We start from the raw sequence: 21,161 nt of genomic DNA on the forward strand, positions 1-21,161 counted from the left end.
TGAATGGTCAGTGTTCGGACGTCTGAAATTCGAAAACAGCCACTAGTAAAGTCAAAAACTTAGAAGCAGTCAAATTTATGGCGCCGAGCTTTGCGTTCTGCTCAGCGTCAGCTGAATAGATGGTATACCTTTGTGGCCTGTTTCGCTTGATTGATATTCGTCATTTGCTGGACTAAAGATTGACGTTCGTCACTTGCTACGTCGATTAGTTGGCGATAAACGTCCATCAGCGCTTCGAGGTTCACCCGAACCGCCGCCTCATCCTCCACCGCCCCTTGCAGCAATTCGTCCATCTGCGCCCTGCAGGCCAGGTCTAGCTCGCCGATGGCGGCCCAGTCGCGCGCTTGCAGTGCCTCGTTCAGGGCCTGACGGGTGTCTTCGATTCGCTGCAACGCGTTCATGTGGCCTCCTGGCGTGTCACTGCTCGGCTGTGGCGATGGCATCCCAACCGCTTTTGACGGTGATCATCAGCTGGGCGACTTCGTCGATGATGGCGGGGTCGCTGTCCAGGTTGGCCTGGATCAGACGGGTGGCCATGTAGGCATACAGGCTATCGAGACGGTCCAGTTCGTCTGGGTTGTCGGTCTTTTCCTTGTCCAGCCCTTCACGCAGGCCACCGATGATGTCGATCGCCTTGCCCAGCATCACACCCTTCTGCGCCACGTCGCCGCGGCTGATCGCGCCCTTGGCCTGGGCCATACGGTCCAGCGAACCTTCCATCAGCATCTGCACCAGGCGGTGCGGGGTCGCTTCGGAAATCTGGGCGTGGGAATTGACCTTCTGGTACTGGCGAAGGGCTCTCATCGGGTGCATGGGGGATCCTCAGTGAACGGGGCAGAACAGTGGCCGTATACCTAGGTAATCGGCCCTGAGCTGGATTTCTTTAGGCGATCAATCGTCGCTGTTGGACTTGTTCAGCGCGTTTAGCGTGGTCATTACGCTGTCGCTGGTCGCCTTGAGCTTGGCCACCAGGGTGTCCATGGCGTTGTACTTCTTGGTCAGGGTGTCGGTCAGCGACTCGATACGGCGATCAAGCGCGGTCTGCGACTCTTCCAACTGCTTGAGCTGGGTGGTCAGGCTCGCCTGGCGCGACGCGAGGATACCCCCTGTCTTGGCGTATTCTTCAGTGGCCGCGGTCATGCGACTGAGCAGGCCTTCCTTACCGATGAACAGGCCACTGATGTCAGCGCCCATCGTTTTGACTGCGGCATCCCACTTGTCGTTGTTGAGCTCAAGCAACCCCGTCTTCTGTACGGTATTGATGCCTAGCTGCGACAGCGTACGCAGGCCACCGGTACCCACACTGCGGGTGAGCTCGCTACGGATCGAGCTGACCAGCGAACGCATGGTCGCATCGCCTGTCAGCGATGCACCCGAGGCGCTGCTGTCGTCGGCGCCCGTGGTGACCTTGGTCTGCGCATTGATGGTCGTCATCAAGGCGTTATAAGCGGTCACGAAGGACTGCACCGAGGTTTTCAGGGTGTCGTTGTTGCTCGCGACCACAAGGCTCGACTTGCCTTCTTTGACCAGGGTGATATCCACGCCACTGACCGCACCGGTCACGGTGTTGGAAGCCGATTCCAGCTCGAGGCCGTCGAGCTTGTACTTGGCATTCTGCGGCTCTGCAATGGTCGTCACACCGGTGGCCATGTCGGCGGTGCCACCCAAGGTCAGCTCGGTGCCATCACCCATTTTGGTCGACGAGAAGATCAGCCGCGAACCACTGGCGTCAGTGACGATGTTGGCTGTGATGCCCTTGGATTGCAGTTGATCGTTGATCGAGTCGCGCGCCTGCTGCAGCGTTGCACCCGAGGCGATGGACACGTTGTGCGTGGCATTGCCCTGGCTAATGGTCAGGGTTTGCGACTCGCCCGAATCGTTGATGATGGTCGAGGTGTTCTTGTAAACCTGAGTCGAAATCTTGGATGCCGTTGCCAGCTGCGTCACTTCAAGCGAGTACGTGCCCGACGACGCGCCATCACCCAATTTGATCTTGGCGATAGCTTCGTCAGACGACGAGCCAGACAAACCATTGAAGCTCGCTGCGGTATTAAGCTTGGTCAGCGCCGCGCGGTACGTTTCCAGCGCACTTTTGATCGTACCGATGGCCGACAAGGTGGTGGTGGCGGTGGCGGTCTGATTATTGATCTGGGTTTGCTTGGGGCTTTTTCTGCACCCGCCAACGCCGCAACAAGCTCGTCGATCTTAAGACCCGAACCCAGTCCGGTAATAGTAGAACTCGCCATCTTCACACTCCTTATCGGTGACCGTCGAAAATCCGACGAAAACGCGTCCGTGCGGCTTTACAACAAAAGCCGTGCCAACTCAGGCCTGGGTATCGAACAACAGGCTGTTGGCATCCTTCAGGTTTTCCGCCAGCTTCAGCGCCACTTCGGAGGGCAACTGGCGGATGACTTCGCCGCTCTGGCGGGCGATGACCTTGACGACCACCTGGCCGGTGGAGTCATCGATCGAAAAATCGAGTTGTCGCTCTGAAGCCTTGACGAAGTCCTGGATGGCATTGACTGCGGTCTCCAGGGTTTCTCGGGCTACAGGCTGGGATTCTTGCTTGGCCGGCTCGTTGGCCGCCAGCTCGTTCTCTTGCCGCTTGCTCACTGTTGCTTCGGGAGCAGCGGAGGCGGGATAGGACAGGCCCAGTTTCACGCTCATATCCATTTCTGGCACCTCTTGTTCTCGGAAAGACGAAAGGGTACGTCACCGTACCCTTCGTCAAACTACTTAGCGATCAGGATCAGCCCAGCAGTTTCAGTACCGACGACGGCAGCTGGTTAGCCTGGGACAGGATCGCGGTGGAAGCCTGTTGCAGGGTTTGCTGCTTGGTCAGCTCGGCGGTTTCCGAAGCGAAGTCGGCGTCCTGCACACGGCTGCGGGCAGCGGTGGAGTTTTCCGAGATGCTGTTCAGGTTGGCAACGGTGCTGTCGAAGCGGTTTTGCACAGCACCCAGCTGAGCGCGCTGGCTGTCGATCTGAGCGATAGCGGCATCCAGAGCCTGGATGGCTTTCTGCGAATCGGCAGCAGTGGTGATGCTCAGGTTGGAAACGGTGGTTTCCTGGGTGATGGCTACGGTGCTGTTGGTGGTAGCCAGGCCCAGAGCATCCAGACCGGTACCTTGGCTGCCGTCGGCAACAGTGATGTTCTCTTTCGAGAACAGCTTCAGGGTGTTGTCGGCGTTCTTGCTGGCGGTGACGCCGGTGCTCGCGGTGTTGATCGCCGAGATGATGCCGTCCAGGGTATCGCCCTTGGTGAACTTGACTTCAGTGCCGTTCAGGGAGATAGAGGTATCAGCGACCAGCTTGGCTTCGGTAGTACCGGCAGCCAGACCCACCTTGGCCAGCGCGCCTTGGCCAGCGGCACCGGTGCCGTTGGTCAGGTTGATGGCTTTGCCATCAATGGAGCTAAGCTGCAGGCGGCCTTCAGTGCTCAGAGTTGCGCTGACGCCGGTAGTAGCGGTTTCGTCATTGATGGCCTGGAGCACATCGCTCATAGCATCACCAGCGGCGGCGCCAATGGCGGTACCGTTGATGTTGAAGGAAATAGCCGCTGGGAAACTAGTTACTGGAGCTACTGTCGCTGCTGCCGCGAAGCCACCGAGGTTGGCTGCTGTGGTGGCGTTAGTTGCAGTTGCAGTGAAGGTAGAGCTGGAGCTCATTACAATCTTGCCGGTACCGTCGTCAGCTGCGCTGACACCGGTAGTAGCAGTTTGAGCATTGATCTTGCCGATAACCGCGGTAGCGTCATCGGCGTCGGTCAAGGCGATAGGAGCCGCACCATTTAGCACCAGGTTAACCGTTTCGCCGGTCGGCGGAACCCAGTCTACAGCTGGTGCAGAGTAGGTGGTAGTGCCAGCTGGCGCGACAGCACCAGTGACCACAGCCGACAGGTCAGTTGCCTTACCATCAGTCTTAGCTTCGCTGAACGAACCTTTCAGGCCAGTCGAGCTGATGTCGGTCATGCCGAACGAGATAGTTTCGTTAGCGCTGGAACCGATCTGGAAGCTGACGTTCTGGAACGAACCGTCGAGGATTTTACGGCCACCGAAGGTGGTGGTGTTGGCGATACGGGTCAGTTCGCCCGACAGCGCAGTGAATTCTTGTTGCAGGGAAGTACGGTCGTCATCGCTGTTCGAGCCGTTGGCGGACTGCAGGGACAGTTCGCGCATACGCTGCAGGATGCTGGTCGATTCTTGCATCGCGCCTTCAGCGGTCTGGGCGATGGAGATGCCGTCGTTGGCGTTTTTCACGGCAACGCTCAGGCCTTTGATTTGGCTGGTCAGACGGTTGCCGATCTGCAGGCCGGCGGCGTCGTCTTTGGCGCTGTTGATTTTCAGGCCGGAAGACAGGCGGGACATCGAAGTACCCAGCGCGTCGGAAGCACGGTTCAGGTTCTTCTGAACGCCCAAGGAGGTGATGTTAGTGTTAACGGTCAAAGCCATGACGAATTCCTCGTTGAATGGATACAGCGGCTTCCGGCCCTGGCAACCGCCGGGTGTGGCCTAGAGAACCTTCGTAATGGTTATCGTCGGGTGCGCGGGTTGCTTGAGGGGTTTTTCAAAAAAAAAATGGTGGCACGCTGCCAGCCCAGTGAAATCAGGGGGTTAAGGGCGAATTTTTGACGTCAAAAACTGTGCAGAAAAACCTGTTGGCACTGCCAACCTGTGGGAGTTGAGGCAACTGGAGCCCTGTTTTCAGGCAGGCACAAAAAAAGCGCCGGGCGGTGGCCGCCGGGCGCTTTTTTTGAGGCTGCTGAAGGTCAGTCGCGATAGAGAATCGCCGAGCCCCACGACAGGCCCACACCGAACCCGCTGATCGCCACACGCTTCCAGTTACCGTCGAGCATGTGCTTCTGCAGCAGCAGCGGCACGCTGGACGACACGGTATTGCCGGTCTCGAGCATGTCCTTGACGAACTTCTCCGGGTTTTCTTCCTCGAAGCGGCGCGCCACGGCATCGACGATCGCCGCGCTGCCCTGGTGGATGCAGAAGGCGTCGATATCCTTCGAGGTCAGCCCGCTGGCGTCGAGCAGCTCATGCAGGTGCGCCGGCACTTTGATCAGGGCAAAGTTGAACACCTGGCGGCCGTTCATGAAGAACTTGCCGTCGTTGACCTTTAGGTGCTCCGCGCCGGAACCGTCAGTGCCAAAACGCGCCTGGCCCAGGTTCCACACTGCATTTTCGCCCATCCAGGTGGCCGTGGCGGCATCACCGAACAGCATGGTGGTGTTGCGGTCTTCCGGGTCGACGATCTTCGAGTACGGGTCAGCGGTGATCAACAGGCCATTCTTCAGCCCTGCCGCTTCCATGAAGCCCTTGATCGCATACAGGCCATACACATAACCCGAGCAGCCCAGCGACACGTCGAACGCCGCTACGCGGGTCGACAGGCCGAGCTTGCTCTGGACGATGGCGGCCGTGTGCGGCAGGCCTTCTTCGTCACCGTTCTGGGTGACCACGATCAACGCATCAATCGATTGCGGATCAAGGTCAGGGTTGGCGGCGAACAGGGCCTGGGCCGCTTCGACGCACAGGTCCGAGGTTTCTTGGTCTTCGGCCTTGCGCGGCAGGAAGGACGCGCCGATCTTGCCGAACATGAACTCTTCGTCCTTGCCGAACTTCGCACCCTGGACGTAGTTGTCCAGGCCAGCGGTGGGCACGTAACTCGCGATGCTTTTGATGCCAATCATTCTGGCTTCCCAATGAAAACAGCCAAAGACCACCACTCGATGAATTGAGGGCGCCAAATACCGGAGCGTCACCCCACAGGGGGCAAGCAAGGCCTGGCAGCCTCGCTCGAATGCAAACCGGTAACAAAATGCTGCAACAGCTGCTGCATAGAATACAGGGAAGATGACCGTTTTGACTCATTGGTCACATTGAAATGCTACGAAAGCCTGGCGGGGGGTGTGGAGACTGGAGGGTTTTGCGGGGGAATTGAGGGATTTTGGGGCTGCAAAGCAGCCCCAAAAACTCACAATAGACTCAAAGCTTGTTGAACAGGCTCAACTGCGAAATCCGCGCAAACGCCAGCTGCGAGGCCTCGAGCATCGCCTGTTGCAGGGTCAGCTGAATGGTCGCCGACGCCATGTCGGTGTCACCAATAGCGCTCTGGGTGGTCTTGTTGGCCAGGCCCAGGCTGATGTTCTCCTGCTCCTGGATCTCCAGCGAGTTACCGCGCGCACCAATCGAACCGCGGGTAATGTCGATACGCTCACGGGCACTGGCCAGGTTGGAAATCGCCGAGTCGGTCGCCGTCTTGAGCGCTGCCTGCGCCTCTGGGCTGTCGACTGGCTTGCCCAGCGCCGTGCGCAATTGGCCGAGGCTGTCGAGCACGTTCTGCGTGCGGTGCGTGTTGGCCGTCACCGAGAACTGGTCGCCTTCGCCAGGTGCACTGTCGAGCTGGAAGGTCACACCCGCCACCGTGACCGCATTACCCGCCCCGACCGTGCCCAAGGCCACGGGTTTGCTGTCGGCACTGTACGGCTGCGCATACAGCGAATACTCGGTCGCACTGGTGAACTTGATCACCGCGCCATTGCTGGGGAAGGTGCTGCGATAGGCATCGGCATCGGTGATGCTGCTGCCGGTAACCTGCGCGGTCGATGGGTTACCCGCACTGCGCGTGGCATTCAGGGTGTCGGGCTTGGCTTCGAGGGTGAACACATGGCCCGCCACCGCCGCGTCGGCATCATCACCTTCCTGCAGGTTCAGGTTGATCTCGAAATCGACACCGCGCAGCGAAATCATCTTGCCGCCTTCGGTGTTGACGTCGAACTTGCCGTTGCTCGCAGTTTCGCTGGTGATGTCCTTGCCGGTGGCATCCTTGACGCTGTACTCGGTGGCACTGGTGAAGGTGATGGTGTACGGCTGGCCGCCGGCGAACTGGTTGTTGTAGGTGTTCGCCGAGGTCATCAGGCCACCGGACAACAGCACCTTGCCATCGTCCGGGGTCGGCGCCTGCAGGCTCGACTGCGTACGGCTGTTGTTGGTCGCCTGGTCGAAGATACTGAAACCGCTGTCATTGGTTGCCAGGCTCAAGGTATCGGAGACCTGCAGGCTGAGCTGGGTCTGGTCACCCTGGTAGCTGTAGGTACCGTCGCTATTGCGCACGTAGGGCGGCGTTGACGACTTGGAGCCGCCGAACATGTAGTCGCCATTGGCGTCGCGGGAATTGAGCAGGCCGAAGACGTTCGCCTCGATCTCTTTGATCTCGCTGGCGATCGATGCGCGGTCGGCATCGCTCTTGCCACCGTTACCCGCCTCCAGCGCCAGCTCGCTGGCACGCTGCAGGGCATCGTTGATGGTCGAGAGCACGCTCTCTTCCTGCAGCAGGGCATTCTTGACCGTGGTCATGTTGCCGTTGTACTGGTCCAGCAGCGCGCTCTGCTGCTGCAGCAACAGCAGGCGCGCGGCACCGACCGGGTCATCGCCCGCCGTCTGGATACGCGACTTGGAAGTGATCTGCTCGGTGGTCTTGGCCGTGTCCGAGAAGTTCTTCGAGTAGGTGTTGGCGCTGGTCTCATAAAACTGAGCAGTAGAAATACGCACGGCCAGCACTCCTTAAAGGGCGTTGATCAAGGTCGAAAAGGTTTCTTGCGCCGCCTTGATGATCTGCGACGACGCGGTGTAGTAATGCTGGAACTTCACCAGGCTGGCCGCCTCGTCATCGAGGTTGACCCCCGACACCGCACTGCGGCTTTCGGCGGCGGACTTGAACACGGCCTGGGTCGCGGTGGTGTCGATGGCGGCCTGGCTGGCCTTGGCCCCCACGCGCTCGACCAGCGAGGCATAGGCCGAGGTGAAACTGGTGCCACCGCCAGAGCCGGTGGCCACGGTCGATTTGGTCTGCAGCTCCAGCAGCGAGGTAGCGTTGCGGTTGTCGGCCTTGCCGTCGGCATTGAACGACAGGGTAAAGCTGTCGTTGGCAGACGGGCTGCCGCCGATGGTGGTCTCGACATTGAAACTGCGCGGCTTGCCGTCGCCATCAAGGATCGGCTGGCCCGCGGCATCGAGCATTGGCACGGCGACGGACAATTTGTTGTCCTGCCCAGGCACCACGCTGCCGGTGCCGATCTGCGTGCCCTTGGCATCGAACAGCTTGTAGCCTTGGGAACCGCCGTTGGCGGCGTCGAACACCACGCGCACCGGCATCGATTCGCGAATCGCCTGCTGCACCAGCGCTGTATCGGCACCGCCGTAGATGTCCAGCGAGTCGCCCAACACCGGCTGGGTGATGGTGCCGGTGCCCCCGTTGCCGCTGCCCGCCGTGGCGCTGATCGGCCCGGCAAAGGCCAGCTTGTTGGCATCGGTCATGATGGTCGAGATATTGCCCGCCGCGGAGCGGGTCGGGATCACCTTGAAGCTGTCCCCCGCTGCCAGGCCACCGCCCTTGAGCGCCAGGCTGAAGCCGTCGATCACCGGCGCCGGGTCGGCGCTCAAGTCGAAGCTGCCCATGTCGGTGCCATCGGAGCGGCGCACGCTGTACTGGTTGGCGCTGGTGAACTTCACTTCGTAGTCGTACGTGGTCAGCGCGCCGCTGTCGGCAATGGTCACATCGAGGTTACCGGACCCGGCACTGTTGCTCGACGAAGCCAGGCTGCGCTGGGCCAATGCACTGGCGCTGTTGATGCTGGAGAACAGCGCGCTGCCGAATTGGGCGTTGGCATCCAGGCCTTGGCCCAGCTGGCTGTTGATGCTGTCAGCAACCACCAGGGCCACGCGGCCGAGCTCGTTCATCGACGGCATCAGCACGTCCTGGCGGTAGCGCAGCAGGCCGCCGATCGTGCCACCACTCACCACCGAGGTCACGTCGGAGCTGAACGACTCGTAGTTGATGCGCAGGCTGGCTTGGCTTTTGTCAGCCACACCTGGCTGCACCGACAAGGTGTTGGCCTTGACCCCGGTGACCAGTGACTGGCCACTGCCCAGGTAGACGTCGTAGTTGCCGTCGCGCTCCTGCACCGTGACCCCGACCAGCTCGTTGAGCTGGCGCACGGCTTCGCTGCGCGCATCCAGCAGGCTGTTAGGGGTATTGCCGGTGGCGGTGGCCGCGACGATCTGCTTGTTGTACTCGGCAATGTTGCTGGTGAGCTTGTTCACCTGGCCTGCGAGCGTGCCGAGCTGAGAGTTGATCGTTTCGTTCTGCTGGGTCAGCTGAGTGCCCACCGCATTGAAGCGGTTGCTCAGGGTTTGCGCCTGGGTCAGCAGCAACTGCCGCGAAGCGACATCACCCGGCGTGGCCGAAGCGGTCTGCAACGCCGAGAAGAACGCGGTCAGCACCGAGCTGATGCCGGTATCACGGTCGGCCAGCAATTTGTCGACGCTGGTGATCTGGTCCTGGAACGCCACCGAGTCGGCCTGCAACGAGGTCGCGGTCTGCAACTGATTGTCCAGGTAGGCGCTGTAGATCCGGCGCACGTCCGAAAGCGTGGTGCCCGTACCCAAAAAGCCCGCGCCGATGTTGTGCGAAGGGCCTGCGACCTGAACCGCTTGCTGGCGCGAATAGCCACTGGTGGCGGCGTTGGCAATGTTGTTACTGGTAACCGACAGTGCCGCCTGGCTGGCACCAAGGCCACTCAGACCGATCGAAATCAGACTCGACATGTTTTAGTCCTTATAGATTCGTAGTTCTGCCAGCCATGGCGTATTGCGGGGTTGCTTGCATTTGCTGGGCGATGCTGATGATCTTCTTCGCATAGCCCGGGTCGGTCGCATAACCTGCTTTTTGCAGCTCTCTTGCAAACTGCTCAGGGTTATCGGCCGCGTCCAGCGCACCTTGATAGCGGGAATTGCCCTGTAACAGGTTTACCAGGTCATGGAAGCTGTCCTGGTAGGAATCGTACGAGCGGAACGCTGCGGTTTCCTTGACGAACTGGCCATCGCGGAACTCGCTGGTGATCGCCCTCGCCTGCTCGCCTTGCCAATTGCCACTGGCCTTGATGCCGAACAAGTTGTGGCTGCTGCTGCCGTCGGTGTTGCGCATGACCGACTTGCCCCAGCCCGTTTCCAGGGCCGCCTGGGCGACCAGGTAACGCGGGTCGATACCGATGCGCTTGGCGGCCTGCTCGGCCATCGGCAGCATGGTGGCGACAAAGGCGTCGCTGTCGGCGAAGGCCTTGTTCGGCGCCAGCGGCGGCTGGGCGACGGCACGCCCGACAATGCGCAGGCCGTTTTCTGGCACGGCGAAGGCCTTGGCCACTTGCTGGCCGTCACGGGCCGGCACGCTGGCGGTGTTGGTGATCGCAGCCGACGGCACGATACCTGCCAGCAGGCGGTCGGTGAGCTTGCTCGGCAAGGCCAGGCGCCGCGCATTGAGGGCCGCGACATCATTGCGCGTTGCACTGGTCTGGGCGGCATGCGCGGGTTCGGCCACCTTGTTGCCCCACAGCGCCGGGCCACTGCCCTCGCTGCGCGGAAACGGGCTGGTGGCGCCGGCCGTGCTTTTGCTCTTGGTCAACTGGCGCACCAGTACGTCCTGCAGGCCGATACCACCCCCCTCGCGGGACATGCTCACGGCCAACTGCTGGTCATACATGTCGCGGTATTGCTTGACCGTCTCGGTGTTCATCGGGTTGTCGTCGGCCAGCACATCGCTGGCCTTGCGCGAGGCCTTGAGCATTTCGCTGATGAACAGCGACTCGAATTCCTGGGCCACCTTGCGCACGTTGGCTTCGCTGTCGCGGTCGCCGTGCTTGAGCGAACTCAGGCGGTTGAGGTCGGTGTAGGCGCCGCTGTCGGCACTGCCAGACACCAAGCTTTTGCTGTTCATGCGCGGCGTCCTCAGATCACGATCAGGTCGGCCTGCAAGGCGCCGGCCTGTTTCAGGGCTTCAAGGATCGCCATCAGGTCGCCGGGTGCCGCGCCGACCTGGTTCACCGCGCGGACGATTTCATCCAGCGTGGTGCCCGGGCCGAACTTGAACATCGGCTTGGCTTCCTGCTCGGCGTTGACCCGCGAACGCGGCACCACGGCGGTCTGGCCGTTGGAGAACGCGCCCGGCTGGCTGACGATCGGGTCTTCGGTGATGGTCACGGTCAGGCTGCCATGGGTCACCGCTGCCGGCGACACCTTGACGTTCTGGCCGATGACGATGGTGCCGGTACGCGAGTTGATGATGACTTTCGCCACGGCCTGGCCTGGGTCGATATCGAGGTTTTCCAGAATCGACAGGTAGTCGACGCGCTGGCTCGGGTCCATCGGCGCACTGACGCGTACCGACCCGCCATCCACAGCCTGGGCAACACCTGGGCCGAGCAGTTCGTTGACCTTGTCGACGATACGCTTGGCCGTGGTGAAGTCCGGGCGGTTAAGGTTCAGGGTCAGGCTGTTGCCCTGGTTGAACCCGCTCGGCACCGAGCGCTCGACGCTGGCGCCGCCAGGAATTCGCCCTGCCGACGGAACGTTGACGGTGATCTTCGAACCGTCACGGCCTTCGGCATCGAAGCCGCCCACCACCAGGTTGCCCTGGGCGATGGCGTAAACATTGCCATCGATACCCTTGAGTGGGGTCATCAGCAAGCTGCCGCCGCGCAGGCTCTTCGAGTTACCGATCGAGGAAACGGTGATGTCCACCACCTGGCCCGGCTTGGCGAATGCCGGCAGGTCGGCATGCACCGACACCGCCGCGACGTTCTTCAACTGCACGTTGCCAGAACCGGCCGGCACCTTGATGCCGAACTGCGACAGCATGTTGTTGAAGGTCTGCAGGGTGAACGGCGTCTGGGTGGTCTGGTCACCCGTGCCGTTGAGCCCCACCACCAGGCCATAGCCGATCAACTGGTTGGAACGCACGCCAGAGATGCTGGCGATGTCCTTCAAGCGCTCGGCCTGGGCCGTAAAGGCGCATGACAGTAGCAGGGTTGCGGCAATCAGCTGCCTCACGTTGAACATGGTCATCCGTACTCAGAAAGGCCAAAGCGGGCTGATGAAGAAGCGGTCCAGCCACCCGGGCTGGCTGGCATCGGCAAACGAGCCGGTACCCGAATAGGTGATGCGCGCATCGGCCACGCGGGTGGACGGCACGGTGTTGTCGGTGGCGATGTCATCGGCGCGGATCATGCCGGCAATGCGCACCAGCTCTTCGCCAGTGTTCAGGGTCAGCCACTTCTCGCCGCGCACGGCGATGATGCCGTTGGGCAGCACTTCAGCCACGGTCACGGTGATCGAGCCGGTCAGGGTGTTGCCCTGGGTGGCCTTGCTGTCGCCCTTGGTGGCGCGCTCGCCGTTGTAACCGGCCTCCAGCGACAGGTCACCGCCGCCGAACGGGTTGTTGGTGTTAGGCGTGCTGCCGAACAGCGAGGTCAGGCCGATGTCGGCCTTGCTGTTCTTCTGGATCTGCGAACCTGCGTTCTTGCTGGCCGAGGTCTTCTCGTTAAGGGTGATGGTGATGATGTCACCGACCCGGAAGGCCTTGCGGTCGCTGTACAGGTTCTGCTCGAAACCGGCCTGGTAGATCGAACCGTTGTTGGCCGCCGCCGGCAACGGGGTGCGCGGCAACACCGGCGCATAGTACGGGTCGTTGGGCTTGGGCGTCGGCCCGACGCAACCTGCCAACAACACCGCTCCCCCCAGGGCGAAGACGGACAACAGACGATTCATGACGCTTACCTCACGGTGTATCTGGGCTACGGGGCCGGGATCAGGGGCTTACAGCTGCTGAGTGACGAACGACAGCATCTGGTCGGCGGTGGAGATGACTTTCGAGTTCATCTCGTAGGCACGCTGGGTGGTGATCATGTTCACCAGCTCTTCCACGGTGCTGACGTTGGAGTTTTCCAAGGTCTGCTGCAGGGTGGTGCCGAAGCCGTTCAGGCCTGGGGTGCCGACTTGCGGCGCGCCGCTGGCGGCGGTTTCCAGGAACAGGTTGTCACCGATCGCTTGCAGGCCGGTCGGGTTGATGAAGTCGGCGGTCTGGATGTTGCCGATGACCTGCGCCGCCGGGTTGCCAGCCGTGGTGATCGACACGGTACCGTCCTGGCCGACGGTGAAGGTTTGCGCGTCGTTCGGCACGACGATGGCTGGCTCCAGGGCGAAACCGTTGGCGGTGACGATCTGGCCATCGGAGTTCAGGTGGAAGGTGCCGTCGCGGGTGTAGGAAACAGTGCCATCCGGCTGCAAGACCTGGAAGAAGCCACGCCCGTTGACCGCCATGTCCAGCGGGTTTTCGGTGGTTTGCAGGCTGCCGGCGGTGAAGTTTTTCTGGGTGCCGACAATGCGCACACCGGTACCCACCTGCAGGCCCGAAGGCAGCTCGCTGTCTTGGGTCGACTGGGCGCCCGGTTGACGCTTGATCTGGTAGAGCAGGTCCTGGAATTCGGCGCGATCACGTTTGAAGCCGGTGGTCGAGACGTTGGCCAAGTTGTTGGAAATGACCGTCAGGTTGGTGTCCTGGGCGGACAGGCCGGTTTTAGCGACCCAAAGAGCCGGAAGCATGCTGTTCTCCTCGTGCGCCTGTTTTACGGCACCCGTTCAAATGTGATTAGCCGATTTGCAAAACCCGAGCCATGGCTTCGTCGCCTTCCTTGGCCGTGTTCATCATCTTGACGTGCAGTTCGAACTGACGGGACAACGCCAGCACCGAGGTCATTTCCTCGACGGCGTTGACGTTGCTGCCTTCCAAGAAGCCCGACACCACGCGCACGTTGACGTCGGCATCCGCCGGTTGGCCATTGGTGGTGTGGATCATGCCGTCCAGGCCCTTGGTCAGGCTTTTGATGTCGGGGTTGACCAGCTTGATGCGGTCGACTTCGGCCATCATGCGCGGGTCTTCGCCCATGGCGCGGATGCTGATGGTGCCGTCCTCACCCACTTCCACCTTTTGCTCTGGCGGAATGGCAATCGGGCCGCCGTTGCCGATCACCGGCATGCCGTTGCCGGCACGCAGCACGCCCAGGGCGTCGATGTTCAGGCTGCCGGTGCGCACGTAGGCTTCGCTGCCATCCGGCGCCTGCACAGCGATGAAACCCTTGCCAGTCACAGTCACGTCCAGCTCGCGGCCGGTCTCGACCATCGGGCCTTCGCTGAAGTCGGTGGCCGGGCGCTCGGTCATGGCAAAGGCGCGCGCCGGAAAGCTGTCGCCAAACACCGGCATCGAGCGCGCCTGCTCCAGGTCGCGCTGGAAGCCGTTGGTGGAAATGTTCGCCAGGTTGTTGGCATGGGCCTTCTGCGCCAGCGCGTTCTGGCTGGCGCCGGTCATGGCCACGTAAAGCATCTTGTCCACAGCATCTCCTATGCGCGTACCTGCCGCGCTGTCACTGAGCAGGGATAAGCAATAATCGAACCAGGTCCGCAAACCAATGAATTCAGGGGTTGCATCGCGCCGAGGGGCAAAAACCGTCAGTTTGTCGGCGGATGTTTGCCGCGAGCGGCAAGGCAGTGCTCAGTACACCCGGCAACCGGCGTTGTTGTAGGGGCCGGAAAAGCGCATCCAGCCTTCGCCTGGGTTGGTGGCCGAGCACATGAAACGGCCGGTGGCCAGGCTTTGCCATTGGTAGAAGGGGGCGGGGGCGGCAGCGAGCAAGGGGGCCATGGCGAGGATGGGGAGAATCGCTAGTAGCAGCAGCCTTTTCATGGGGGTAACCTTTGGGATTTTGGGGCCGCTTTGCGGCCCATTCGCCGGCAAGCCAGCGCCTACAGGGATCGCGTGACCTGTAGGCGCTGGCTTGCCGGCGATGGGCTGCAAAGCAGCCCCAATTACAGAAAACAACACACCACACTAACCACCATCAGCTCATCTGGATGATGGTCTGCATGATGGTGCTTTCAGTGGAAATGGTCTTGGCGTTTGCCTGGTAGTTGCTCTGCGCCTTGATCAGGTTGACCAGCTCGCCGGTCAAATCGACGTTCGAGTCTTCCAGCGCGCCGCCGGTGATCTGCCCCAGCGTCCCGGTATCCGGTTGGCCGACAACAGGCACGCCCGATGTGTAGGACTCTTTCCAGGCAGTGCCGCCCACCGGCGTCAGGCCTTGGAGGTTGGCGAAGTTGACCAGCGCGACCTGGCCGATCACCTTGTTCTCACCGTTGGTGAAGTTGGCGAACATGTTGCCGCTGGCATCAATGCTCAGGCCAGACAACTCACCCGTCGCAAAGCCATCACCGCTCTTGGCGGTCGTGGCGGACGCGGCGTTGTATTGCGTGGTGGCGATCATGTCCAGCTTGACCCCGGAGGCATGCGCGTTAGCGCCGTTGGCGGCCCACACACCTGCAACTGTCTTCTGCGCCGGCACCCAGCCGTCCAGGTTGAAGGTCTTGTCGGCGTTGATGGTGAGCCCACCTGCCACTGCACCCTCGTTCATGAGCGCCGTGTCCAAGGTGCCGTCACTTTTGAATGGCAGCGTGTTTGCCAGCGGGGTGGTCAAAGACGGGTCGGCTGGGTTGCGGCCGTCGATGGTGGTGTACATGGTCCAGGAGTTAGTACCCGCATCCTTCATGAAGTACTGGTTCATCTGGTGCAGGTTGCCCTGGCTGTCATACACATCGGTGTTGAAGGTGTAGTTGTAGGTCTTGACGTTACCCGGGTCGAACGGCGACTCGGCCGGGGCGGTATCGCTGGACTTGAGGTTGAGCGTCTCAGTGATGCGCCCGGTAGGGTTGGGCGTCAGGTTGGACGTGTCGATTTTCAGGTCGGTCAGCGCGCCCGGGACGACATTGCCATTGCCATCAACCCCATAACCTTGCAGCTTGGCGCCCGACGAGCTGATGACATTGCCTTCCTTGTCGCTGTAGAACATGCCGGCACGGGTGTAGATCTTCGAGCCATTGTCATTCAAGGCGAAGAAGCCGTTGCCGTCGATCGCCATGTCCAGGGCTTGGCCGGTACCGTTGATATTGCCCGGCGTGAACATCTGCGACACCGATGCGGTTCTCACGCCAGTGCCAACGACCGTCTTGCCGCCGCTGGTGCCGCGGATGGAGTTGGAGTACTGATCCGCGAACTCGGCGCGCGAGGCTTTGAAGCCGGTAGTGGCGACGTTGGCAATGTTGTTGCCAGTGACGTTCAGGGCCTTGTTTGCTGCATTGAGGCCGCTAAGGCCGGTATTGAAAGACATGTGCTACTCCTGTCGTTAACTTAGGCCCTAGATGCCAATGGTTTGAACTTTGGACAGCGCGACGCTGCCCAGCCCGGCGAGGTTGAGCGTCATTTCGGCGCCGTTGGTACCCATGGTCACGCTGGTGACCGTGGCCGGCAGGTTGGTGGTCATGGCCGTAGAAGTGCCATCGATGCTGGCGGTGGCCTTGAAGGTGTAGGTACCCGCCTCCAACGCCTCGCCGTCGTCGTCCAGGCCATCCCAGGTGAAGTCGGCCTTGCCGGCGGCCTTGGAGCCCAGGTCCAGGGTGCGCACCAGCTTGTCGTCTTTGTCATAAATGCCGACAGACGTGGCGGTACTCGACGAGGTCAGGTTGACCGACCCTTTCATCTCTTTGCTGGTGTCGACCAAAGCCTTGTCGGTCTGGACGATCACATTGCGCCCAACCAGCGACGAGGCCTGCAACGCCTGCGAAGACTGGAACGAACCGGCGATGTAGTTCACCGTGTCGTTCAGGGTCTGCATGCTTTCAAGGCTGCTGAACTGCGCCAGCTGCGCAACGAACTCGCCGTTTTCCTGCGGGTCGAGCGGGTTCTGGTTTTTCATCTGCGTTACCAGCAACTGCAGGAACGCATCCTTGCCCAGCGCACTGCCGGCAGCGCCGGTGCTGCTGTCGGTCTTGCTGGTCTGCTTTTGCAGCGAGGTCAGGTACGCGCTGCCGACGTCACTGGTGGAATTGGTCGTGGTCATGTCGGCTTCCTATCACTGACCCAAGGTCAAGACTTTCTGCATCATGCTTTTGGCGGTGTTCATCAGTTCGGCGTTGGTCTGGAACGCACGGCTGGCAGAGATCATGTCAGCCATTTCTTCAACCACGTTGACGTTCGGGTAGTAGACGTAGCCGTCCTTGTTCGCCGCGGGGTGGTTGGGCTCGTAACGCGCCTCCAGATTGCTCTGGTCTTCGACGATGCCTTTGACCTGCACGCCCTGCCCCGCTTCGCCCTGGTCCTCGAACAGCGACTGGCTGGCGCCGCCCTGTGCGTTCTGGAAGGTGGTGGCGAACACCGGGTGGCGGGCGCGGTAGGTCTGGTCGATGCTCGACGACACGGTCTCGGCGTTGGCGATGTTCGAGGCCACGGTGTTGAGGCGGGTGTTCTGCGCGCTCATGCCGCTGCCGGCAATGTTGAAAACACTGGAAAGGGACATGGTTACTCTCCGCGCAGGGCCGAAACCAGCCCTTTGAATTTACTGTTGAGCAAGGTGAAGCTGGCCTGGAAACCGATGGCGTTTTCCGCGTAGTTCGATTGCTCGATCTGGGCATCCACGGTGTTCTGGTCGATCGACGGCTGCAACGGCGTGCGGTATTTGAGCGCCTCGTCGCTGAGGGCCAGGCCGTCGGCCTCGATGTGCCGGCTGTTGGTGCGGTCCAAGGCGAAGCGGCCGCTTTGCTGCTTTTCACTCTCGGCGGCGAGCACCGAAGAGAAGTCCATGTCACGCGCCTTGTAGTTGGGCGTGTCGGCGTTGGCGATGTTGTTGGCCAGCACTTCGGCGCGCTGGGCGCGGAAGCCCAGGGCCTTTTCGTGAATGCCAAGCGCCTTGTCGAAACTGATGCTCATGTCGGGGAAACCTTCGGAGGTTGACCGGAGTGTCGTTGGTCAAGCTATAGCAAGGGCTGTGCCAACCGACGCAAAGCCCGGAAACAGGGGGTTGCGAGGGGGCAGGGGGCAGGCGGTATGCCAGAAAAGCGGCAAAGTGCTTCCGCTTGGGGAGGGAAAAGCGGCAATCGCCGGGCGGCAAAAGCGGCAAAACAAAATATTGACGTCAGACCACCACGGCCGAAACCAGACCCGTGTAGGAGCAGCCTTGTGCTGCGAAGAGGCCGGTGTAGGAGCAGCCTTGTGCTGCGAAGAGGCCGGTGCAAGTGCAGTAAATCTACTGCAGCCTCACCGGCCTCTTCGCAGCGCAAGGCTGCTCCTACAGGAATCGCGCCTGGCTTTACTTGGCCTGGTAGATGATCCCGGGGCTGCACTGCACCATCTGGTAATGGTCCGGCAACCCGTTCAGCGCCTCCGAGGCACCCAGGAACAGGTACCCACCAGGCTTGAGCGTACTGTGGATGCGCAGCAGGATGTCCTTCTTCACCTGGGCCGAAAAGTAGATCAGCACATTGCGGCAGAACACGATGTCGAACTTGCCCAGGCTCGCGTAGCTGTCGAGCAGGTTGAACGAGCGGAACTCGACGCGGCTGCGAATGGCCGGCTTGACCGCCCAACGCCCCGGCCCTTTAGGGTCGAAGTAGCGCTGCAGGCGCTCTTGCGACAGGCCGCGGGCGATGGCCAGGCTATCGTATTCACCGGTTTTGCAGTTGTTCAACATGGTCCCGGACAGGTCGGTGGCGACGATCTGTGCACCCATCTTCAACTGGCCCAGGTTGCTGCGCTCGAACTCGTCGATGGCCATCGAGATCGAGTAAGGCTCCTGCCCCGACGAGCACGCCGCCGACCACATGCGCAGGCGCTGGCCTGGGTTGTTCTTGATGAACTCAGGGATGACCTTGTTCTTCAACACCTCGAAGGGATAGGAATCGCGGAACCACAGGGTTTCGTTGGTCGTCATCGCGTCGACCACCTGTTCGCGCAAACCGCTGCGCGGCTGGGCCTGGATGCGCTGCACCAGCTCGCCCAGGCTCTTGATGCCCTGTTGCTCCATCAGCTTGTTGAGACGGCTGGAGACCAGGTACTGCTTATTCTCGCCCAGCAGGATGCCACAGGCTTTCTCCAGGAAGACCCGGAACTGTTCGAAATCCAAATTACCCGTAGACACTCTTGCCGCCTCTTTTCAATCGCTGGTGCCGGGAGCGGACTCCCGGCTGCTTCAATGCGTTGCTTTGATCCGGTCGACCACGCGCTGGGCCAGGTCGTCCGGCTTGAACTTGGCCAGGAAATCATCGGCGCCGACTTTTTTGACCATCGCCTGGTTGAATACCCCGGAGAGCGAAGTATGCAGGACGATGTGCAATTTTTGCATGCGCGGATCGCTGCGGATCTCTGCGGTGAGCGTATAGCCGTCCATTTCTGGCATTTCAATGTCCGAGATCATCATCAGGAACTCTTCTTCCGGCCGCTTGCCCTCCTCCACCAGCTGGCGCAGGTAATTGAGCGCCTGGCGGCCGTCGTTGAGCGCTACCACCTCGACACCGACGGTTTGCAGGCAGCGGCTGACCTGCTTGCGCGCCACCGACGAATCGTCGACGGTCAGCACCCGCAGCAGTACGGCCTTGTCCTGCACCTCGGCATCGACCACCCCGGCAGACACCTGTTCGGACGACGGTGCCACTTCGGCCAGCACCTTCTCCACGTCGATGATCTCGACCATGCGGTTGTCGACACGGGTGACGGCGGTCAGGTAATGGTCGCGGCCGGTGCCCTTGGGTGGCGGGTGGATTTCTTCCCAGTTCATGTTGACGATGCGCTCGACCGAGTGCACCAGGAAGCCCTGGGTCTTGGTGTTGTATTCGGTGATGATCACAAAACTGTTGCGCGTGTCTTCCTGCAGCGGCGCCAACCCCGTGGCCATCGACAGGTCGAGGATCGGGATGGTCGCCCCACGAATGTTGGCCACGCCGCGCACCACCGGGTGTGACTTGGGCAGCAAGGTCAGCGCCGGGCACTGCAGCACCTCTCTGACCTTGAACACGTTGATGCCGTAGAGCTGACCGCCATTGAGGCGGAACAGCAACAATTCCAGGCGATTCTGCCCCACCAGCTGAGTGCGCTGGTTGACCGAATCCATAACACCCGCCATGCCAGACTCCTTAACGTTTCAGCCTTTCGTTGCAATTCAGGTACCGAGTCGGCACGGGCTTTGCTTTTTTGAGCGCCATGTACACGAAAACGACATTTTTCCGACGATTGACGCACCTGCTGACTGGCTCGCTGGCCACGCTGTGCCTGCTGGCGCCCGGCGTTCGCACGCTGGCGGACGCTTTTACCTTGCCTGAACAGCTTATCGGTGTCACCCAAGGGTTTCTTGAATTCACCGTAGAAGATTATCTGGCCAGCACCCAGACCGCCGGCCGTTACGAGATCCAGGTCAGCACCCTTGACCCGCGCTTGCGCATGCCGCTGTGCAGTCAGCCGCTGGACGCGTCGCTGGAAAGCCCCGCGCAGCCGCTGGGCCGGGTCACGGTGCGGGTCCGCTGCGACAGTGCCGCGCCGTGGACCGTGTTCGTGCCGGCAACGGTGCGGCTGTTCCGCGACGTGGTGGTGGTCACCCGCCCGCTCAAGCGTGACAACGTGGTAGGCGAAGGCGACGTGGCGCTGCGCGAGCGCGATGTCGGCACCCTTGGCCAAGGTTTTCTCAGTGAGCTGGACCAGGCGGTGGGCATGAAGATGCTACGCCCCACGGTCATCGACCAGGTCCTTACCCCGCAGCACCTTGAGCAAGCGGAGGTGGTGCGCAAGGGCGACCAGGTGGTGATCATCGCCCGCAGCGGCAGCCTGAGCGTGCGCATGCCCGGCGAAGCGTTGAGCAAGGGCGGCCTGAGCGAACAGATCCGGGTGCGCAACCTGAATTCCAAACGGGTGATCAAGGCCAGGGTGACCGGCCCCGGCCAGGTCGAGGTGACGATGTAGCGGCATTGTGCTGGCGGTGTGGAACCGCTTTTCCTAAACTGTGTCAGAAAACGGGTTCGCGGGCTTGCTGACAGGCGGCTACGCAATTGGGCCTAAAGTTTCTTTCGGGTTGGCCGAAAACAAGGCAAGCGTCCAAATACCCAGGGGTTTCTGATCATGGTCATCGACTTCAGTCGTTTGAATAACTCTCCGTCCGTTACGGGCGGCGTTCGCGGCAATGCTGCGGCCGGCAGCGCCGATAAGGCCGCTGCCAGCCCGGAAGCGCCAAAAGGCACCAGCGCCAGCGGAGAGGCAGTACACCTCAGCCAAGAGGCACAGCAGTTGCAGAAGGTCAGCGATACGCTGCGCGACCAGCCCGTCGTCAACAGCGCCCGCGTGGCCCAGTTGAAACAGGCCATCGCCGATGGCAGCTACCAGGTCGATGCCGGCCGGGTTGCCAGCAAACTGCTCGATTTCGAAGCCCAGCGCTGACCGTTCGGCGCGCTGACT

At 61.2% G+C, this 21,161-nt stretch carries 21 protein-coding genes and 1 pseudogene; 2 read left to right on the plus strand and 20 right to left on the minus strand.

Annotated features, from left to right (window positions below):
* Window positions 1–107: 107 nt before the first annotated feature.
* The 20 genes and pseudogenes from LOY53_RS19065 to LOY53_RS19160 all read right to left on the minus strand — a co-directional run bounded on the left by LOY53_RS19065 (window position 108) and on the right by LOY53_RS19160 (window position 19,842).
* Complete coding sequence (locus LOY53_RS19065; protein WP_099428639.1) at window positions 108–401, minus strand: flagellar protein FliT; 294 nt, start codon at window positions 399–401, stop codon at window positions 108–110.
* Between the two features lie 16 nt (window positions 402–417).
* On the minus strand, window positions 418–813 hold the full coding sequence (gene fliS, locus LOY53_RS19070; RefSeq protein ID WP_027593038.1) for a flagellar export chaperone FliS: 396 nt from the start codon (window positions 811–813) through the stop codon (window positions 418–420).
* 78 nt (window positions 814–891) lie between these two features.
* A pseudogene (gene fliD, locus LOY53_RS19075) lies at window positions 892–2,246 on the minus strand (flagellar filament capping protein FliD).
* 79 nt (window positions 2,247–2,325) lie between these two features.
* On the minus strand, window positions 2,326–2,676 hold the full coding sequence (locus tag LOY53_RS19080) for a flagellar protein FlaG (RefSeq protein ID WP_258703140.1): 351 nt from the start codon (window positions 2,674–2,676) through the stop codon (window positions 2,326–2,328).
* A gap of 76 nt (window positions 2,677–2,752) precedes the next feature.
* Entirely contained in the window at window positions 2,753–4,453 is a 1,701-nt protein-coding gene (locus LOY53_RS19085; protein WP_258703141.1) for a flagellin, read from the minus strand.
* Window positions 4,454–4,770: 317 nt separating this feature from the next.
* Complete coding sequence (locus LOY53_RS19090; protein ID WP_085272500.1) at window positions 4,771–5,700, minus strand: ketoacyl-ACP synthase III; 930 nt, start codon at window positions 5,698–5,700, stop codon at window positions 4,771–4,773.
* 295 nt (window positions 5,701–5,995) lie between these two features.
* A complete protein-coding gene (locus LOY53_RS19095; RefSeq protein WP_258703142.1) occupies window positions 5,996–7,561 on the minus strand; it encodes a flagellar hook-associated protein 3 in 1,566 nt (521 codons plus the stop codon).
* A 12-nt stretch (window positions 7,562–7,573) separates the two neighbouring features.
* On the minus strand, window positions 7,574–9,616 hold the full coding sequence (flgK, locus tag LOY53_RS19100; RefSeq protein WP_258703143.1) for a flagellar hook-associated protein FlgK: 2,043 nt from the start codon (window positions 9,614–9,616) through the stop codon (window positions 7,574–7,576).
* 10 nt (window positions 9,617–9,626) lie between these two features.
* Window positions 9,627–10,781: a flagellar assembly peptidoglycan hydrolase FlgJ gene (flgJ, locus tag LOY53_RS19105; RefSeq protein WP_258703144.1), complete on the minus strand. Its 1,155-nt coding sequence runs from the start codon at window positions 10,779–10,781 to the stop codon at window positions 9,627–9,629.
* Between the two features lie 11 nt (window positions 10,782–10,792).
* Window positions 10,793–11,902, minus strand: a complete 1,110-nt coding sequence (locus LOY53_RS19110; RefSeq protein ID WP_408981309.1) for a flagellar basal body P-ring protein FlgI — start codon at window positions 11,900–11,902, stop codon at window positions 10,793–10,795.
* 12 nt (window positions 11,903–11,914) lie between these two features.
* The gene (gene flgH / locus LOY53_RS19115) at window positions 11,915–12,610 is read right to left on the minus strand and encodes a flagellar basal body L-ring protein FlgH (RefSeq protein WP_016488460.1); all 696 of its coding nucleotides are present in this window, start codon (window positions 12,608–12,610) and stop codon (window positions 11,915–11,917) included.
* 48 nt (window positions 12,611–12,658) lie between these two features.
* Complete coding sequence (flgG, locus tag LOY53_RS19120) at window positions 12,659–13,444, minus strand: flagellar basal-body rod protein FlgG (RefSeq protein WP_238215402.1); 786 nt, start codon at window positions 13,442–13,444, stop codon at window positions 12,659–12,661.
* 46 nt (window positions 13,445–13,490) lie between these two features.
* Entirely contained in the window at window positions 13,491–14,231 is a 741-nt protein-coding gene (locus tag LOY53_RS19125) for a flagellar basal body rod protein FlgF (RefSeq protein ID WP_186679627.1), read from the minus strand.
* 159 nt (window positions 14,232–14,390) lie between these two features.
* Window positions 14,391–14,582 (minus strand): hypothetical protein, encoded by a 192-nt coding sequence (locus LOY53_RS19130; RefSeq protein WP_258703145.1) that lies wholly within the window; start codon window positions 14,580–14,582, stop codon window positions 14,391–14,393.
* A gap of 154 nt (window positions 14,583–14,736) precedes the next feature.
* Entirely contained in the window at window positions 14,737–16,059 is a 1,323-nt protein-coding gene (gene flgE, locus LOY53_RS19135) for a flagellar hook protein FlgE (RefSeq protein ID WP_252825301.1), read from the minus strand.
* Window positions 16,060–16,086: 27 nt separating this feature from the next.
* Window positions 16,087–16,788 (minus strand): flagellar hook assembly protein FlgD, encoded by a 702-nt coding sequence (flgD, locus tag LOY53_RS19140; protein ID WP_085272497.1) that lies wholly within the window; start codon window positions 16,786–16,788, stop codon window positions 16,087–16,089.
* 12 nt (window positions 16,789–16,800) lie between these two features.
* The gene (flgC, locus tag LOY53_RS19145; RefSeq protein ID WP_027593052.1) at window positions 16,801–17,244 is read right to left on the minus strand and encodes a flagellar basal body rod protein FlgC; all 444 of its coding nucleotides are present in this window, start codon (window positions 17,242–17,244) and stop codon (window positions 16,801–16,803) included.
* Between the two features lie 2 nt (window positions 17,245–17,246).
* Window positions 17,247–17,654, minus strand: a complete 408-nt coding sequence (gene flgB, locus LOY53_RS19150) for a flagellar basal body rod protein FlgB (protein WP_027593053.1) — start codon at window positions 17,652–17,654, stop codon at window positions 17,247–17,249.
* A gap of 379 nt (window positions 17,655–18,033) precedes the next feature.
* On the minus strand, window positions 18,034–18,861 hold the full coding sequence (gene cheR, locus LOY53_RS19155) for a protein-glutamate O-methyltransferase CheR (protein ID WP_027593054.1): 828 nt from the start codon (window positions 18,859–18,861) through the stop codon (window positions 18,034–18,036).
* Window positions 18,862–18,912: 51 nt separating this feature from the next.
* Complete coding sequence (locus LOY53_RS19160; protein ID WP_099428629.1) at window positions 18,913–19,842, minus strand: chemotaxis protein CheV; 930 nt, start codon at window positions 19,840–19,842, stop codon at window positions 18,913–18,915.
* A gap of 77 nt (window positions 19,843–19,919) precedes the next feature.
* On the opposite strand from LOY53_RS19160, the gene flgA reads away from it, so the two are divergent.
* Window positions 19,920–20,672, plus strand: a complete 753-nt coding sequence (gene flgA, locus LOY53_RS19165) for a flagellar basal body P-ring formation chaperone FlgA (protein ID WP_099428628.1) — start codon at window positions 19,920–19,922, stop codon at window positions 20,670–20,672.
* A 156-nt stretch (window positions 20,673–20,828) separates the two neighbouring features.
* Window positions 20,829–21,143, plus strand: coding sequence for a flagellar biosynthesis anti-sigma factor FlgM (flgM, locus tag LOY53_RS19170; RefSeq protein WP_099454952.1), 315 nt, complete (start codon window positions 20,829–20,831; stop codon window positions 21,141–21,143).
* Window positions 21,144–21,161 lie beyond the last annotated feature (18 nt).

The sequence above is a fragment of the Pseudomonas sp. B21-031 genome (assembly GCF_024748985.1).
Taxonomy (GTDB): domain Bacteria; phylum Pseudomonadota; class Gammaproteobacteria; order Pseudomonadales; family Pseudomonadaceae; genus Aquipseudomonas; species Aquipseudomonas kermanshahensis.

What these genes read in the sequence shown, in the direction of transcription:
- LOY53_RS19130 (WP_258703145.1), bottom strand. Translation starts at nt 14,582, where the DNA reads ATGAAAAGGCTGCTGCTACTAGCGATTCTCCCCATCCTCGCCATGGCC.
- flgB (WP_027593053.1), bottom strand. Translation starts at nt 17,654, where the DNA reads ATGAGCATCAGTTTCGACAAGGCGCTTGGCATTCACGAAAAGGCCCTG.
- LOY53_RS19110 (WP_408981309.1), bottom strand. Translation starts at nt 11,902, where the DNA reads ATGTTCAACGTGAGGCAGCTGATTGCCGCAACCCTGCTACTGTCATGC.
- flgH (WP_016488460.1), bottom strand. Translation starts at nt 12,610, where the DNA reads ATGAATCGTCTGTTGTCCGTCTTCGCCCTGGGGGGAGCGGTGTTGTTG.
- flgC (WP_027593052.1), bottom strand. Translation starts at nt 17,244, where the DNA reads ATGTCCCTTTCCAGTGTTTTCAACATTGCCGGCAGCGGCATGAGCGCG.
- LOY53_RS19160 (WP_099428629.1), bottom strand. Translation starts at nt 19,842, where the DNA reads ATGGCGGGTGTTATGGATTCGGTCAACCAGCGCACTCAGCTGGTGGGG.
- flgK (WP_258703143.1), bottom strand. Translation starts at nt 9,616, where the DNA reads ATGTCGAGTCTGATTTCGATCGGTCTGAGTGGCCTTGGTGCCAGCCAG.
- LOY53_RS19065 (WP_099428639.1), bottom strand. Translation starts at nt 401, where the DNA reads ATGAACGCGTTGCAGCGAATCGAAGACACCCGTCAGGCCCTGAACGAG.
- flgM (WP_099454952.1), top strand. Translation starts at nt 20,829, where the DNA reads ATGGTCATCGACTTCAGTCGTTTGAATAACTCTCCGTCCGTTACGGGC.
- flgA (WP_099428628.1), top strand. Translation starts at nt 19,920, where the DNA reads ATGTACACGAAAACGACATTTTTCCGACGATTGACGCACCTGCTGACT.
- fliS (WP_027593038.1), bottom strand. Translation starts at nt 813, where the DNA reads ATGCACCCGATGAGAGCCCTTCGCCAGTACCAGAAGGTCAATTCCCAC.
- flgD (WP_085272497.1), bottom strand. Translation starts at nt 16,788, where the DNA reads ATGACCACGACCAATTCCACCAGTGACGTCGGCAGCGCGTACCTGACC.
- flgG (WP_238215402.1), bottom strand. Translation starts at nt 13,444, where the DNA reads ATGCTTCCGGCTCTTTGGGTCGCTAAAACCGGCCTGTCCGCCCAGGAC.
- flgE (WP_252825301.1), bottom strand. Translation starts at nt 16,059, where the DNA reads ATGTCTTTCAATACCGGCCTTAGCGGCCTCAATGCAGCAAACAAGGCC.
- flgJ (WP_258703144.1), bottom strand. Translation starts at nt 10,781, where the DNA reads ATGAACAGCAAAAGCTTGGTGTCTGGCAGTGCCGACAGCGGCGCCTAC.
- LOY53_RS19080 (WP_258703140.1), bottom strand. Translation starts at nt 2,676, where the DNA reads ATGGATATGAGCGTGAAACTGGGCCTGTCCTATCCCGCCTCCGCTGCT.
- LOY53_RS19085 (WP_258703141.1), bottom strand. Translation starts at nt 4,453, where the DNA reads ATGGCTTTGACCGTTAACACTAACATCACCTCCTTGGGCGTTCAGAAG.
- LOY53_RS19090 (WP_085272500.1), bottom strand. Translation starts at nt 5,700, where the DNA reads ATGATTGGCATCAAAAGCATCGCGAGTTACGTGCCCACCGCTGGCCTG.